This window comes from Cyclobacteriaceae bacterium (genome assembly GCA_030584025.1).
Taxonomy (GTDB): Bacteria; Bacteroidota; Bacteroidia; order Cytophagales; family Cyclobacteriaceae; genus UBA2336.
Genome location: CP129487.1, coordinates 237640 through 253680 on the forward strand (window position 1 = coordinate 237640; position 16041 = coordinate 253680).

General features: G+C 44.1%; 15 protein-coding genes. 10 read left to right on the forward strand and 5 right to left on the reverse strand.

The window, feature by feature from the left end:
- Position 1: 1 nt before the first annotated feature.
- The 5 genes from rpsD to eno all read left to right on the forward strand — a co-directional run bounded on the left by rpsD (position 2) and on the right by eno (position 4751).
- Complete coding sequence (gene rpsD / locus QY309_01155; GenBank protein ID WKZ60097.1) at positions 2–607, forward strand: 30S ribosomal protein S4; 606 nt, start codon at positions 2–4, stop codon at positions 605–607.
- Positions 608–632: 25 nt separating this feature from the next.
- Entirely contained in the window at positions 633–1622 is a 990-nt protein-coding gene (locus QY309_01160) for a DNA-directed RNA polymerase subunit alpha (protein ID WKZ60098.1), read from the forward strand.
- Between the two features lie 5 nt (positions 1623–1627).
- Entirely contained in the window at positions 1628–2170 is a 543-nt protein-coding gene (rplQ, locus tag QY309_01165) for a 50S ribosomal protein L17 (protein ID WKZ60099.1), read from the forward strand.
- Positions 2171–2334: 164 nt separating this feature from the next.
- Positions 2335–3444 (forward strand): glutamine-hydrolyzing carbamoyl-phosphate synthase small subunit, encoded by a 1110-nt coding sequence (gene carA, locus QY309_01170; protein ID WKZ60100.1) that lies wholly within the window; start codon positions 2335–2337, stop codon positions 3442–3444.
- Positions 3445–3473: 29 nt separating this feature from the next.
- A complete protein-coding gene (gene eno, locus QY309_01175) occupies positions 3474–4751 on the forward strand; it encodes a phosphopyruvate hydratase (GenBank protein ID WKZ60101.1) in 1278 nt (425 codons plus the stop codon).
- Positions 4752–4824: 73 nt separating this feature from the next.
- On the opposite strand, the gene QY309_01180 is transcribed toward eno, so the two are convergent.
- Genes QY309_01180 through QY309_01190 form a run of 3 tightly spaced genes read right to left on the reverse strand, consistent with a single transcriptional unit; the run spans position 4825 to position 9639 of the window.
- Entirely contained in the window at positions 4825–5451 is a 627-nt protein-coding gene (locus tag QY309_01180) for a sterol desaturase family protein (GenBank protein ID WKZ60102.1), read from the reverse strand.
- 58 nt (positions 5452–5509) lie between these two features.
- Positions 5510–6652 (reverse strand): N-acetyl-alpha-D-glucosaminyl L-malate synthase BshA, encoded by a 1143-nt coding sequence (gene bshA / locus QY309_01185; GenBank protein WKZ61670.1) that lies wholly within the window; start codon positions 6650–6652, stop codon positions 5510–5512.
- Positions 6643–9639, reverse strand: a complete 2997-nt coding sequence (locus QY309_01190; GenBank protein ID WKZ60103.1) for a serine hydrolase — start codon at positions 9637–9639, stop codon at positions 6643–6645. The genes bshA and QY309_01190 overlap by 10 nt, the downstream gene beginning before the upstream one ends.
- Before the next feature lie 78 nt (positions 9640–9717).
- Here QY309_01190 and QY309_01195 point away from each other — a divergent pair, with 78 nt between their 5' ends.
- From QY309_01195 to QY309_01210, 4 genes are read left to right on the forward strand one after another with little or no spacing between them, the layout of a single operon-like run.
- Complete coding sequence (locus QY309_01195; protein WKZ60104.1) at positions 9718–10083, forward strand: hypothetical protein; 366 nt, start codon at positions 9718–9720, stop codon at positions 10081–10083.
- Positions 10084–10092: 9 nt separating this feature from the next.
- Positions 10093–11901 carry a DNA mismatch repair endonuclease MutL gene (mutL, locus tag QY309_01200; protein ID WKZ60105.1) on the forward strand — a complete coding sequence of 603 codons (1809 nt, stop codon included), beginning with the start codon at positions 10093–10095 and terminating at the stop codon, positions 11899–11901.
- Positions 11902–11914: 13 nt separating this feature from the next.
- Positions 11915–12496 carry a rhomboid family intramembrane serine protease gene (locus QY309_01205; protein WKZ60106.1) on the forward strand — a complete coding sequence of 194 codons (582 nt, stop codon included), beginning with the start codon at positions 11915–11917 and terminating at the stop codon, positions 12494–12496.
- A gap of 10 nt (positions 12497–12506) precedes the next feature.
- Entirely contained in the window at positions 12507–13391 is an 885-nt protein-coding gene (locus tag QY309_01210; GenBank protein ID WKZ60107.1) for a rhomboid family intramembrane serine protease, read from the forward strand.
- Between the two features lie 3 nt (positions 13392–13394).
- On the opposite strand, the gene rlmN is transcribed toward QY309_01210, so the two are convergent.
- Together rlmN and QY309_01220 are read right to left on the reverse strand one after the other, a co-directional pair.
- Positions 13395–14441, reverse strand: a complete 1047-nt coding sequence (gene rlmN / locus QY309_01215) for a 23S rRNA (adenine(2503)-C(2))-methyltransferase RlmN (protein WKZ60108.1) — start codon at positions 14439–14441, stop codon at positions 13395–13397.
- A 1-nt stretch (position 14442) separates the two neighbouring features.
- The gene (locus tag QY309_01220) at positions 14443–14865 is read right to left on the reverse strand and encodes a lipocalin family protein (protein ID WKZ60109.1); all 423 of its coding nucleotides are present in this window, start codon (positions 14863–14865) and stop codon (positions 14443–14445) included.
- Between the two features lie 97 nt (positions 14866–14962).
- On the opposite strand from QY309_01220, the gene QY309_01225 reads away from it, so the two are divergent.
- Entirely contained in the window at positions 14963–16030 is a 1068-nt protein-coding gene (locus QY309_01225) for a DUF1611 domain-containing protein (GenBank protein WKZ60110.1), read from the forward strand.
- Positions 16031–16041: the final 11 nt, after the last annotated feature.

Consider the following 16041-nt stretch of genomic DNA (forward strand, 5'->3'; position numbering starts at 1 on the left):
CATGGCAAGATACACAGGCCCAAAAGCCAGAATTTCAAGACGATTTGGAGAGCCTATCTTAGGTGAGAATAAGGCCGTCCAAAAGAAGAACTATGCGCCCGGTATGCACGGTCGTGGCAAAAAGAGAAAGCAATCTGAATATGCTACGCAGTTAGCTGAAAAGCAGAAGGCGAAGTATATCTACGGCTTGCTGGAACGTCAGTTTGCAAAGTTGTTCGATAAGGCATCCCGTAAGAAGGGTATTACCGGTGAGGTTCTCCTTCAATTGCTGGAGGCTCGTTTGGACAACACTGTATATCGTTTGGGCATTGCCCCTACAAGACGTGCCGCACGTCAATTGGTTTCGCATAAGCACATTCTGGTGAATGGCGAGGTGGTGAACATTCCGTCATTTACGTTACGTGCTGGCGATAAAGTTGCCGTTCGTGAGAAATCAAAGTCTTTGGAATCCATTACAAATAGCTTGTCTATCCAGGGTGTTAAAAAATACCCTTGGCTGGAGTGGGATGGTTCGGAGCTGGAAGGAAAACTTATTCACATTCCGGTTCGTCAGGATATCCCCGAGAACATCAATGAGCAATTGATCGTTGAATTGTACTCGAAGTAATTCTAACCATTAATCAGAACGCATTATGTCAATATTAGCATTTCAGATCCCGGATAAAGTTGTAATGGAAAAGGCCGATGATTTTCACGGCACCTTCACCTTTAAGCCGTTGGAAAAGGGCTACGGTGTTACCATTGGTAATGCTCTGCGCAGAATCCTGTTGTCTTCGTTGGAAGGCTATGCGATCACCGGTATTAAAATCCCTGGTGTATTGCACGAGTTCTCTACCATCGAAGGTGTAGTAGAAGATGTGGCAGAAATCATCCTGAACCTGAAAATGGTTCGCTTTAAGAAAATAACTGATGGTTTCGATACGAAAGTTACGATCAACATCAAGAAGCAGAAGCAATTTAAGGCTGGTGACATCACCAAGTTCACTTCAGCATTTGAAGTGTTGAACCCTGAGCACGTTATCTGTAACCTGGATGAGTCAGCGAACTTTGAAATTGAATTGACAATTGAAAAGGGAAGAGGCTACCTTCCTGCAGAAGAAAATAAGCCAGCAGAGCAAGTATTTGGTTTTATTCCAATTGACGCCATCTTCACCCCGATCAAGAATGTGAAGTTTAGCGTGGAGAATACCCGTGTGGAGCAGAAGACTGACTACGAAAAGTTGGTTCTTGAAATCCAAACAGACGGTTCAATTCACCCTGAGAAGGCATTGGAAGGTGCAGCTTATATCCTGATCAAGCATTTCGCCTTATTCTCGGATAAGTCGATGGAGCTTGAAACCGGAAAAGATGCTGAGGTTGAGCAGGTAGATGAAGAATTGCTGCACATGCGCAAGCTTCTGAAAACTCCGCTTCACGATCTTGATTTGTCTGTACGCGCGTACAACTGCCTCAAGGCTGCTGATGTGAAAACACTGGGTGACCTGGTAGAACTTGAAATCTCTGATATGATGAAGTTCAGAAACTTCGGTAAGAAGTCGCTGGCTGAATTGGAGCAACTGGTTGCCGAAAAAGGACTTACCTTCGGTATGGACCTGGTTAAGTATAAACTGGAAGAAGATTAATAGAAATGAGACACGGTAAGAAAGTAAATCATTTAGGAAGAACCGCCAGTCACCGCAGCGCATTGCTGTCGAACATGGCCTCTTCGCTCATTCTTAGCAAACGCATTACCACCACAGTGGCAAAGGCAAAGGCTTTGCGTAAATATGTTGAGCCCTTGATTACCAAGGCCAAGAATGACACCATGCATTCTCGCAGAACAGTATTCTCTTACCTCCAGAATAAGGAGTCGGTGAAAGAACTGTTCAGTACCGTGGCGTCAAGAACAGCTGAGCGTCCGGGTGGATATACCCGTATCATTAAAATGGGAGATGTTCGCTTGGGTGATAATGCAGAAATGTGCTTGATTGAACTGGTAGATTTCAACGACATCTATAAGAAAGAAGGCGCAGTTAAAAAGGCGAAGACCCGCAGAAGCCGTACAGCCGCCAAAGGTAAAAAAGCTGAAGGTGCTGAGGTTGTAGCAGAGGCAGCAGTGGAAGAGAAGGCTGAAAAGCCGGCTAAGAAGCGTTCGAAAAAGGCTGAAGCTGATAGCGAGGCAGAAGGATAGTGATGTATTTAAAACTATATCGAAAGGGATTGAAGCTAATTCAATCCCTTTTTTATTGTGTAAAAAGTTGATCTGGAGCATTTAAAACGTTTGATGCGAAAAAGTTAAGCGTTTAGCCCTCGGATTTACGCTTTGAAGTTATTTTTGTAAAACCACTAAATCACGTGAGCAAAAAAGCCTACTTATTATTGGAAGACGGCCTTCTGCTGGAGGGCATCTTGATCGGTAAACCGGGCACTACCGGTGGCGAAATCTGTTTTAACACGGGTATGACTGGGTACCAGGAGATCTATACCGATCCATCGTATTTCGGCCAGATTATCGTTAACACTACCGCGCACATCGGAAACTATGGAACCGTGGACACGGAGCAGGAATCCGAAACCCCGAAAATAAGCGGATTGGTGGTAAACGAGTTTTCATCTGAATTCAGCCGTAAAACATCTAACCAAAGTCTGCAAGACTATTTGGAGAAGCACGGTATCACAGGCATCGCGCAGGTTGATACCCGCATGCTGGTGCGGTACATCCGTAGTAAAGGTGCCATGAATGCGCTCATTTCATCCGAGCTTACTCCGGATGAAATGAAGAAGGAGATTAAGAATGTTCCGTCTATGAACGGCCTTGAACTTTCTTCGGTAGTCACTACCAAAAAGGAATATACAGTTGGAAATGAAGATGCGCCCTTCCGTGTTGCGGCATTGGATTTTGGAATAAAGAAAAGCATTCTCACCAACCTGGCTGACCGCGGTTGTTTCATTAAGGTATTTCCAGCCAAAACTTCGTTTGATGTGTTGGAAGCATGGGAACCGAACGGTTACTTCCTCTCGAATGGCCCTGGTGATCCGGCTGTGATGGAATACGCTGTTAAAACGGTGAAGCAAATTTTAGAGACGGGTAAACCCACCTTTGGTATTTGCCTCGGGCATCAATTGCTCGCTCTGGCAAATGGCATCTCTACATACAAAATGCACCACGGTCATCGTGGGTTAAATCATCCTGTGAAGAACCTGATTACCGGCTTGGGTGAAATGACTTCGCAAAACCACGGCTTTGCTGTAGGTGAGAAAGACATTGAAGGGAATGCCAATGTGGAGGTGACTCACGTGCATTTGAATGATAATACCATTATGGGCATACGGGTAAAAGATAAAAAGGCATTTTCCGTGCAATATCACCCTGAGGCTTCACCTGGCCCTCACGACTCGCGCTACCTGTTTGATGAGTTTGTTGCGATGATCCGTGAAGAGCAATTGAGTACAGTTAGTAAGTAATCAGAACCTAATCATAAATCCATTTACCTATGTCATTGATTGAAAGTATTCACGCCCGCCAGATTTTGGATAGCCGTGGTAACCCTACTGTTGAAGTTGATGTGGTGACCAGCAGTGGCGCGTATGGCCGTGCTGCAGTTCCATCCGGAGCCTCAACCGGAACCCATGAAGCTGTTGAACTGCGTGATGGCGACAAAAAGAAATACCTCGGCAAGGGCGTATTGAAAGCAGTTGATAACGTCAATAACAAAATTGCAGCTGAAGTAGTTGGCTTTTCCGTATTCGAGCAAAACCTGTTGGATAAAATTATGCTCGAACTGGATGGTACAGCCAACAAAGGCAAAATGGGAGCGAACGCAATTTTAGGCGTGTCACTCGCTATTGCCAAAGCAGCTGCCATGGAAGCAGGTCTTCCTTTGTATCGTTACATCGGTGGGGTAAATGCCAATACGTTGCCTGTTCCGATGATGAATATTTTAAATGGAGGTAGTCACGCTGATAATGCCATCGATTTTCAGGAATTTATGGTGATGCCCGTTGGTGCTGATACATTTTCTGAAGCGTTACAGATGGGTGCGGAAGTATTTCATACCCTGAAGAAGGTATTGCACGATAAAGGACTCTCTACAAACGTTGGTGATGAAGGTGGATTTGCTCCTAACATTAAATCAAACGAAGAGGCGATTGAAGTGGTATTAAAGGCGATTGAAAAAGCAGGCTACAAACCGGGTTCTGACATTTTCATCGCCCTTGATCCGGCAGCTTCTGAATTTTACGATAGCAAGGCAAAAGTTTATCACTTCAAAAAATCATCTGGTAAAAAACTGAAGCCTTTGGAAATGGCCGAGTATTGGACCAACTGGGCTAAGAAATATCCAATCATTTCCCTGGAGGATGGTATGGCTGAGGATGACTGGGCAGGTTGGAAAGCATTGACCGAGAAAATCGGAGACAAGGTTCAGCTTGTTGGTGATGATTTGTTTGTAACCAATGTGAAGCGTTTGCAAAAAGGGATAGATGAAGGAGTAGGAAACGCCATCCTGATTAAAGTAAATCAGATTGGTTCGCTTACTGAAACGATTGATGCGGTTAACCTGGCTAAACGCAATGCGTATAAGAGTGTGATGTCGCACCGTTCAGGTGAAACAGAAGATAGCACCATTGCAGATTTGGCGGTTGCTTTGAATACGGGTCAGATTAAGACTGGCTCGGCCTCGCGTTCTGACCGCATGGCAAAATACAATCAGTTGATTCGCATTGAAGAGGAATTGGGCGAAGTAGCTTACTTCCCTGGCAAGAAGATGTGATCAGGAACACAGTATATAAAATAAAACCCCGTCTTAATGGCGGGGTTTTTTATTTCAATTCGTGCTCAGCTTATTAAGCAACTGACTTTGTTTTATCGCGCATGGTGCCATAGATGTAATCCCATAACGGAGACGAAACACCAAAAATAATTTCACCATCTTTATAATGATGGATGCCGTGGTTTACCCAAAGTGCTTTCAGGAAATTTTTAGGAGGCTGGTAAGCATGCACCATGTAGTGTACACCAAGGTAACACGCGTACCCCACCAGGAAACCGGGCAAGAAAGCAAAAACGAAATCGCCCATTACTAACCTGAGCAGGAGCAATAGAATGGTGGATACGGTTACGCTTAAAAGCGGAGGCATCGCCAGCCGGTCTTTGTCTTTCGGAAATTCATGATGTACACCGTGCATGGTGTATTGAAACTTTTCACGAGCCTTGGTGTAAGTAGCCATGTGAAACAAATAGCGGTGCACATTATACTCAACCCATGTAAAAACCAACCATCCGGCAAAGAAAAGTGTAACTGTTAACAGCGGACTTAGTGACGTGTTGATAACGCTCCAATAAAGTAGCGCGCCAGCGTATACGAAAAAGATGGTAATCGGAACGGCAATGTGCGTCCGGGTCAATCTTTCCAAGATCGGGTTTTTGAATAACTGTTTTGTACCCTTGTTTTTAGGAATTACCTCTGCCATAACTTAAAGAAGGATTTTTTACCAAAACAAAAATAATAATTGCTTACCACTCTATGCACTATCCCAGCGCTTTAACTCTCGTTTTTTCGATTACTTTGGTATAATAGGATTCGTACTGGGGTAAAATGCGACTAATGTCGAATTCTTTAGCCCGATTAAGGGCGTTAGCCTTGAATTTGGGCAGGTTGTTTTTGTCAAGAACGAACAGCGCGTTGCGGGTCATATCTTCCACATCGCCCACGTTGCTCATAAATCCGGTTACTCCCTGGATATTGAGTTCAGGAATACCTCCTGTATTGGACGAAATTACTGGAACTTCGCAGGCCATGGCTTCCAGGGCCGCCAATCCAAAGCTTTCTTTTTCGGAAGGCATCAGAAACAGATCGGCTACAGAAAGGACTTCTTCAACAGCCTCCAGTTTTCCCAAAAAGCGTGTGTTATGACAGATGTTCAGATCACGGCATTGCTGTTCGGCATGAACACGCTCGGGCCCATCGCCAATGAGTAATAATTTGGCAGGAATTTCCTTTTGAATATTATAGAACACCTGAATCACATCCTGAATGCGCTTTACTTTTCGGAAGTTTGATGTGTGTACAATTAACATTTCACCTTCCGGGCAAATGGCTTTTTTGAAGTGATCTTTCTTTTGCTTTTTAAATTTCTCCAGGTCAATAAAGTTGGGGATTACCTGAATCTCGTTGGTAATCTTAAAGTACTCATAGGTTTCACGCTTCAAGTCTTCCGAAACGGCTGTAACCCCATCGGACTGATTGATGCTGAATGTTACAACGGGCTCATACGAAGCGTCTTTTCCCACCAGCGTAATATCTGTACCATGTAGGGTAGTGACTACCGGAATAACGATGCCTTGCGTTTTTAAAATTTGTTTGGCCATGTAAGCCGCAGAAGCATGTGGTATGGCATAATGCACGTGGAGTAGGTCCAAACGTTCATTCATGGCCACGCTCACCATTTTGCTGGCAAGTGCCAATTCATAGGGTGGATATTCAAACAGGGGGTATGACCTGAACTCCACCTCATGGTAGAAAATATTTTCGTTTAAGAAGTCTAACCGGCTCGGTTGTGAATACGTGATAAAATGAACCTGGTGGCCTTCCTGAGCAAGGGCTTTTCCTAACTCAGTAGCTACTACACCGCTACCACCAAAAGTGGGGTAACATACGATGCCTATTTTGATCTGCTCCACAAAAATTCGGTTTGGTATTGGCAATAATCGAATATCGATTGATAAATAATGTCTTGTATGCGAGAACGGATATTGGTGGAAATAAGTTTACCGTTCCGCACGGGATGTACCCGGTTTGATAAAAATACATAAACCAGGTCAAATTCCGGGTCTATCCAGATGCAGGTGCCGGTAAAGCCGGTGTGGCCAAAGGTTTTGGGTGATGAAAATAAGGAGGTGGGTGTAGCCCAATCGCTTTGTACGGGTTTATCCCAACCTAGTCCCCTGCGGCTATTGTCGAACTGTTTGGTGGTAAATAGCTCAATGGTTTCAGGTTTCAGGTACTGATAGCCTCCGTAAGCGCCTTTTTGTAAAAGCATTTGCCCCAGTTTTCCGATATCAAGCGCCTTACTAAAAAGTCCGGCATGGCCTGCAACACCGCCCAGCATGGCGGCCCGTTCATCATGTACGGTTCCCACCAACAATGATTTTCTGAAAAGGGTATCGATTTCTGTGGGTGCAATTTGTGACGCGCCAAATCTTTTCAAGGGCAGGTAGCCGGTTGTTGAAGCGCCCAGTGGTTCATATAAGTTTTGGTTCAGAAAATCTTCCATCGGCTGATTCAACATGTGTTCAGCAAGACGATGCAAAATCCAAAACCCGATATCGCTGTACCGCAAGGTATGCGGTGTTCGGGCCGGTTTCTCCAATAGCTTTGAATCGAATGTCCATTTCCATAAGGAATCTTTGAGTGCCTGTGAGCCATATAATCCCGGAGAGACCAGGAATGGAAAATTTTCAGACTCTGTATCGTTATAGAATTGTGGAGAAAACTTTTTATCAACTAAGGTTTGCTCCCATAAGGGGATGAAAGGCACCAATCCGGATTGATGTGTAAGGATATCCTTAAGTGTAATGTCGCGTTTATTGGTTGCAGCCAACTCCGGCAGATAAACCGAAGCTTTTTTGTGAATGTCAATGAGTCCCCGATCATACAGAAACATAATCGTCTGTAATGTGGCCATCACTTTGGTTAGCGAGGCTAGGTCGTAAATGGTTTCTGAAGTAACCGGAACCTGATTCTCGTAAGTATGCCAACCAAATGCGCGATCGTATACAACCTTTCCGTTTTTGATTACCAACACCTGGCATCCTGGAGTTGATTGTCCATCAATCGCTTCGCGCGCAATAGCCGAAATTTTTTCGAGCGATTGACTGTTCAAGCCCGCTGCTTCTGGTAAGGCATATGACAATCGGCCTAATGAAGGCGCATGTATGCCTGTGGCTTCGGGTAATGCCTCTGTTACTTTCAGTGGTAATTTCCCGACTGTCGGTAACCCGCCAAAAATTATTTGGGGTACAACCTGTCGCATTAAGGGGTCATCCACATATGCCTGGATCAAATGAGGAGCCTTATCAACTAAGCTGAGTTTGTTGGGTGGTCCAAAATTAGTTACCACTACCTGGGTATACGATGCCAGTGAATCAAGTAGAGCAGGATAGGTTTCCTCCAGTCCTCCCGCTGTAAGAAAAACTCCCGCAAGAATCACATCGTAATTTTTTAGTTGATTGATTAGTTCGCCTGCATTTTTCCCCGGGTAGGGAAGTGCATAGTGATCAACAGTTGTATACTTTGAAAGAAACTCACTGAATTCATTTTCTGTAGGTTGCCCGATGGATAATGACGCGAAGGTTTTGTTTTCCAATGTTTTTATGGGAAGTAGTGATTGGTCATTCTTGACAATCGTTACCGCATTTTCATACAAGGTGTGTTTGAGTACCCGGGCTTCAATGGGATGAAGCTGATCCGAATGATCTGCAGGGGTAGTGTTGGCATGATAGAGTCCTGCATCATATTTTAAGCCCAAAACTTTTTTTACGCTTACCGTAAACTGTGCCTGTAACGATGAATTGCGTTTGAGTTGTTTGCGCAGTTTACGCACCGTAGCAGGTACATTTTCGGGAAACAGCAACACATCATTACCCGCCATAAAGGCGTACATCTCCGAATCACCGGGTTGATTTTTACGAAGAAGTGATTTTATATCAGGGACATAACTGAAAACTAATCCCTTGAATTTTAAGCTCTGCTTTAAATAATCAGCTGTGTACAGTGTTGGCAGCGCTTCGGAAATTATCTTAGTTTTCTTTTTCAGGATACTGCGCTTATCCGGAAAAATGGGATCGTGCTGGTATGACGATAGAATAGCAGGGCAGTCTTGTTTTATAATTTCATTCAGCGGAAGCAAGGCTTGATCGTCATCTGAGGCAACCATCATCACCGGTTTTCCTTTTGCGTATCCGTTCACCCGCAGGTCATAATGCGGGTAATGCTTGGCCACCGGAATTATTCCGGCATGCTGAAATCCTTTCATATAAAGCGTGGCCAGTGCAGCCACACGCTGTGGGTTATCACCAAAAGTGTGGTTTGTTAAATTTTCAGATTGAAAGGCAGTGCTCAAATCCACCGTAGGTGCGAAAGTGATGTGTATGCCTAATGATTTTAACTGCTTACCAATTTCATATCCCATGTGATACACCAGGCTATCCTGCTGAATGGCACCCATCATCAATGAGTTTGGAAATGTCATGGTACTGTCCAGTGTAGAGCCCAGACCTTCTTCTGCATTAAGTCCTACCAAAACGGGTAATAGGGCTGTGTGCTTTAGCTGGCTAACCAAAGAACTAATCCGCTTCGGTCCGCCTCCTGTAAATACAATTCCTCCGATGTTGTATTCGTGAATAAGGTCTCGGGCGCGCTCAACAGAACTTTCAGAGGCACCATCCACAGGCAGTATAATCAGTTGACCAATCCTTGCCTCAGGGGTGAGCTGGTTATAAACACTGTCGATCCATTTTTCTCTGTCATTTTGCCCAAAAAGTTCAAAATAGGCGGTAAACAGAAGAAATATGACTGCGCAAACTTTTTTACCTGTGAGACCGTTTGCTTTTTTGTAATTCCAGTTGAATAGAGGCATTTTTGTGAGCCTTTTATACATTATTTCAGTGCCTAAGGTAACAATGGTGACGCAGCATAAAAAGTTGCATTATAAGGAAGGCAACCAAATTTATCTACCATGAAGTTTCCTACCCTGTTTACAAAAACACCGAGACATAAGCGGTTTAATTTTACTCCCCGGCATTACGATCCGCAGGAAGAAGAACGAAGAGCTCGTGAAGAGCGTATTCAAAAGGAGGTAAATGGAGCTGATGAGGATGAGGAAAAATTAAGGGCATACCGTGCACGGATATCCGGGTCATTCCGCACAGCGAGAGGTAAGCAGACTAAAAACTTTGATCCGTCAGCGAATATTCTGCGCCTGGTGATTATCATGATATTGGTGTTGTTTGTTATTGCTTACCTGCATTACGGTAACGTTTCCATTTATTTTCTGGCGCTGATCATTCCGGTTTATCTTTGGATACGATTTGTACGCAAATAAATTCCAAAGATGCCCGATATCATTCAACTCTTGCCCGATTCTATAGCCAATCAGATTGCTGCCGGTGAAGTGGTGCAGCGTCCTGCTTCGGCCGTGAAAGAGTTGATGGAAAACTCAATTGATTCGGGCGCTACGAATATTCGACTGATTGTAAAAGATGCAGGCAAAAGTTTAATCCAGGTAATTGATAACGGCATGGGCATGTCGGAAACCGATGCCCGCATGAGTTTGGAGAGACATGCCACATCGAAAATTCGCTCAGCGGAAGATTTGTTTAAACTCCGTACCATGGGTTTTCGTGGTGAAGCCCTGGCCTCCATTGCCGCTGTTTCACAACTGGAAATGAAAACGCGGTTGGCCGACAGAGAGTTGGGAACGTTGCTGGTAGTGGAGGGATCGGAAGTGAAAAGGCAAGAGCCTGTTGCATGTGACAAGGGCACGAGCATCAGCGTGAAGAATCTTTTTTATAATATTCCGGCCCGCAGAAATTTTTTAAAATCAAATCCAGTTGAGCTTAAGCATATCATTGATGAGTTTCAGCGTCTGGCATTAGCACATGCAGCTATTTCATTTTCTTTTATTCAAGGTGATGAGGTAGTATTTGATTTGCCACCGGGTAAGCTCAGTCACCGCATTGTTAATCTTTTTGGAAAATCATACCAGGAACAATTGGCGTCCTGCACGGAAGAAACGGATTACGTTAAAGTGAGCGGATACATTGGCCGGCCTGAATTTGCCCGGAAAACACGTGGTGAACAATTTCTGTTTGTGAACAACCGGTTTATTCGTAGCAATTACCTGAACCACGCGGTGATGAATGCATTTGAAGGGTTGATGCCTGAAAATTCATTTCCGTTTTATGTGTTGTTCATTGAAATCGATCCGAAGCACATTGATGTAAACGTTCATCCCACAAAAACAGAAATTAAGTTTGATGATGAACGCGCAGTTTATGCAGTGGTGCGTTCAGCCGTACGGCAGGCATTGGGCTCGCACAACCTGGCACCCGCATTGGATTTTGCAGAAGATGTAAACATCATTACCAAACTATCGGGTACATCTAAAGAAGCTGCACGTGAAGTGTATTTTGAAGAGCGCTTCCAAACATCATTCAAGCGATCAAGTCAGCAGGAGTGGGAAAAATTGTTTGATGGTGAGGTAGGCGGAGGTAAAGAGGTAAGTCAGCAGCTTTCAGCGAAGGAATTGGAATTTTTGGAATCAAAAGAGCAGCACGAACTTACTTCATCAGCAAGTGAACAATTATTTCAGTTGCACAACCAATACATTGTACGCCAGGTAAAAGCCGGCTTGATGATTATTCACCAGCAAGCTGCGCATGAACGTGTGTTGTTTGAAAAATTCATGGATCGATTAAATCGGAATGCAGGCGAGAGCCAACAGAGCCTGTTTCCACAAACCATATCCTTTACTGCCGGGGATTTTGCCATGTTAATGGAGATGGAAAGGGAAATTACAGCACTGGGTTTTCGGTTTGAACCTTTCGGAAAAAATACCGTTGTGGTTCAGGGTATACCCGCTGGTATTGATGACAATCAAACGAAGAAATTATTTGAGGGGTTAATGGACCAGTTTAAGCTAAATCAGGCCGAATTGGCGTTGCCGGTAAAGGAAAACCTGGCCCGGTCGTTAGCAAAGCGGGCATCCATTAAAGCAGGTGAAAAGCTTACACCTGAAGCCATGCAGGCCCTTGTTACTAACCTGATGGCCTGCAAAGCGCCCGGGTATTCGCCAGATGGAGAAACCACGTATTTTATTTTTGATTTGGCTAAAATTGGAATGTACTTTAGACAAAAGTAACCGTTGATAATTCATGTTTAATCTTACCCCTGTTGTTCGAAATTTGCTGATGATTAATGCGATTGTCTTTCTCGGACAAGTATTAACAAAAGACGTATTAACATCTTATTTATTACTACATACTGTAAACAGTGAATACTTTAAGCCATATCAGCTCTTTACTTATATGTTTATTCATGGGGGCTTCATGCATATCTTTTTTAATATGCTAATGTTGGCATTTACCGGCCCAATACTCGAAACCTTTTGGGGGTCAAAGCGGTTTTTACTTTTCTATATTGTTACTGGGGTAGGGGCTGCAATTTTTAGTGTGTTGATTGATCTCTACACAGGAGGAGGTAGTGGGATGCTGGGTGCTTCTGGTGCGATTTATGGAGTTTTGATGGGCTTTGGTATGCTGTTTCCGAATATGGAAGTTCAATTGCTGATCCCCCCGATTCCGATAAAGGCCAAGTACCTTGTATTCTTTTTGTTTGGGTTGACGTTTATCATGGACAGAAGCGGAAGTGTGGCGCATTTTGCACACTTAGGTGGAATAGTGGTAGCATTTCTTTTTATCAAATTCTGGGGCGGACGAGGGGGCTCATACTATTAAGTAAGCAAGTATGTTTGACGATTTCAAAAGCGCTTTTAACCGGTACAACAACGCTCACGTTCAGTTGATCATTGTGAACGTGGTGATCTACCTGTTCCTGGTGGTGCTGTTTTTAATTAGTGGAATTCCCGGTACTGAGTTTGTTTTTGAATTTATCTATAAACAGTTCACCATCCCTTCCGGTCTTTCTGAATTTATTACTCGGCCATGGACGCTCATTACCTACATGTTTGCACACAGCATGTGGGATATTTTTCACATTCTGTTTAACATGTTGGTGTTGTATTGGTTCGGGCGTGTGTTTGTTGAATACCTGGGAAGTGATAAACTGATTGCGTTGTATATACTAGGCGGGCTTACTGGTGGCATTGCGTATTTGCTGATTTATAATCTAAATCCTGAATTTTTTGGTAATGCCGGGATGGTTGGTGCATCAGGTGCGATTTATGCTATTGTAGTCGGCACGGCAGTTTTACTTCCGAACTACACGTTCTTTCTCTTGTTCTTTGGTCCGGTTAAGATCAAATATATCGCCATGTTCTATGTGGTACTTTCATTGCTCTATGTTCGTCAGGGTGTAAACCTAGGTGGTAACATTGCCCACTTGGGCGGAGCATTGATGGGTTTCATTTACATCAAGCAACTACAGGCCGGTGTAAACTGGGGTGGTTGGATAACCGTAACGTTGGATTGGTTTAAAGATCTCTTTAAGGAGAAACCAAAAGTAAAAGTTACCTACCGAAGCGAAGAACCAAAAAAAAGCAGCGCTAAAAAGGCTGCTAAAACTTCTCAGGAAGAAATTGATGCCATTCTGGATAAGATTTCAGATCACGGTTACGAGAGCCTGACCAAGGAGGAGAAAGAGAAGCTTTTTAATGCGAGTAAGAAGCAATAGCTATTAGGATTTATTCGCTAACTGCCCACACGCGGCATCAATATCTTTACCTCTGCTTTTTCGAATGCGTGCGATGATACCATTTCTTTCCAACGTTGTCTGGTATAGCTGGATGGCTTCGGGTGAGGCCTGCTGAAACTCACCGTCATCAATCGGGTTGTATTCGATCAGGTTTACTTTACAGGGAATGTGCTTACAGAATTTTACCAAGGCCTGAACATGCTCAATGGTATCATTGATCCCTCTCCACACTACGTACTCGTAGGTAACTTTTCGTTTTGTTTTTTTATACCAATACTTCAAAGCCTCTGCCAATTCTTCCAGCGGGTTGGTTTCGTTAATGGGCATAATAGCCGAGCGTGTTTCATTTATGGCATCATGAAGCGAAACGGCCAGGTTAAACTTCACACCATCATCAGCCATTTTTTTGATCATCTTGGCAATGCCTACCGTTGAGAGGGTAATGCGTTTAGAAGCCATGTTCAGTCCTTCAGGTGACGTGATTTTATTGATGGCTTCGATCACGTTCGCGTAATTCAGTAACGGCTCACCCATGCCCATAAACACAATATTGGTGAGCGGGCGATTGAAAAATAATTCGGCTTGTTGTTTAATGGCCACCACCTGATCATAAATTTCATCAGGTGAAAGATTACGCATGCGTTTCAGTCTGGCAGTGGCACAAAATTTACAATCGAGGCTGCACCCCACTTGTGATGACACACATGCGGTTATCCGGTCTTTGGTGGGAATTAAAACCGACTCAACCACCAAACCATCATACAGCTTTACTGCATTTTTTATGGTGCCGTCTTCGCTGCGTTGCATGTTATCCACCCGGATGTGGTTGATGGTGAAATGCTCATTGAGCATGTCGCGGGTTTGCACCGATAGGTTGGTCATCTGGTTAAAATCCTTGGCAGATTTTTTCCATAGCCATTCGTACACCTGCTGCGCCCGAAAGGCTTTTTCTCCTTTCTCAATAAAGAAGGTTTTCAGCTCGTCAAGTGTAAGCTTGCGGATATCTCTTTTTTCGGTGCTGACGGTCATGTTATTGAATTCGCACAAACTCCACGCGCTCACACGTGCGATCTTTGTTGATAATGACCAATGAAGAAGCGGTTATTTCTTCAATGATATAGGTTCCCGTAATCAACCGCGATTTTTTGTCGAGCAGGTACAGCATACCCTCTGAATAACGATAGAGGAATTTTTCTTTAGCGGAAGGTTTTCGCTTGCCGTATGTGCGCCAGTTCTCCGTTCCGGTACCATCGCTATTGAAGGTGAAGGTTTTTGGGGTATTGCCTGAGCGTGAAGCCATCTCTCCAAGAAGCTCTTCCTCGGTTTCAGAGACTTCGCCCAGTTCGCCACTCATGCAGTTAGCCTGTTGGCTTACCTGCCATGTTCCGGTAATTTGTTGGGTGTATCCGCAAAGCGAAACAAGCAACACCAACACCGTAATTAGTCCTTTCATAAGGCCTCCTTTCCTTTCTGCAAAATTAGTGAAAATAGCCCGCGCTGCCCTTTGAAAACTCTTATTTATCCCTGATTTTCGCCTTTTTCCAAACCCTATGAAAACCAACGCAATTGTTATTACAGGCGGCTATCTGGATAGCAGCAACGCAAAAACCGCACACGGCCTTATTCGTGGAACGGAGCGTTTCAATCTTCTTGGCTTTATCGATCATAAATTGACTGGAAAGGATGCCGGTGAGGTGCTGGATGGCAAAAACCGGAACATGCCTATTTATGAGTCGATTTCTGAATTTGTAAAAAAATCTCCTGAGAAGGCACAATACTGTGTTATTGGTGTGGCTACAAAAGGAGGGGTAATACCGGAGTCGCTCATGGCGATGCTGAAAGAAGCCCTTGAAAACAACCTGAGTATAGTCAACGGTCTGCATGATTATGTGTCTGATCATGAAGAGCTGGCTGCATTGGCGAAAGCAAAGGGCCTTGAAATTATAGATGTTCGTAAGCCGAAAAAATTCAAAGATCTCCATTTCTGGAACGGGAAGATCAAGGAAGTGAAATCACTCAAGGTGGCAGTACTCGGCACCGACTGTGCTTTAGGCAAGCGAACCACTTCGCGTATTCTTACCGAAGCGATGACCAAAGCGGGTTATAAAGCGGAAATGATTTACACCGGTCAAACCGGATGGATGCAAGGTGCGAAGTATGGTTTCATTTTCGATTCAACGCTGAATGATTTTATCTCAGGCGAGATGGAGCATGCCATCTGGCAATGCTATCAGGATGTAAAACCCGATATTATGTTTATTGAAGGTCAGTCTTCTTTGCGCAACCCAAGCGGACCAGCTGGTGCCGAATGGATTGTATCGGCTGATGCAGATGTGGTTATTCTGCAACACAATCCAGCACGTAAGCAATACAAAGACATGGAATACTATCCGGCATACATTCCTGCTGTGAAAGATGAAATTGATCTGATAAAAATTTACGGAGCCAACACGGTTGGTATTACCGTAAACACCATGAAAATGAAAACCGAAGAAGCACGCGAGTGGGCGAAACAAACGGAAGCAGAACTGAACATTCCGGTGGTACTTCCGCTTGAAGATGGTGTTGACAAGCTGGTAACGGTTTTCGCAAATCTGTTGAAGCAGCGTAAAGGTTAATCCGAACTACA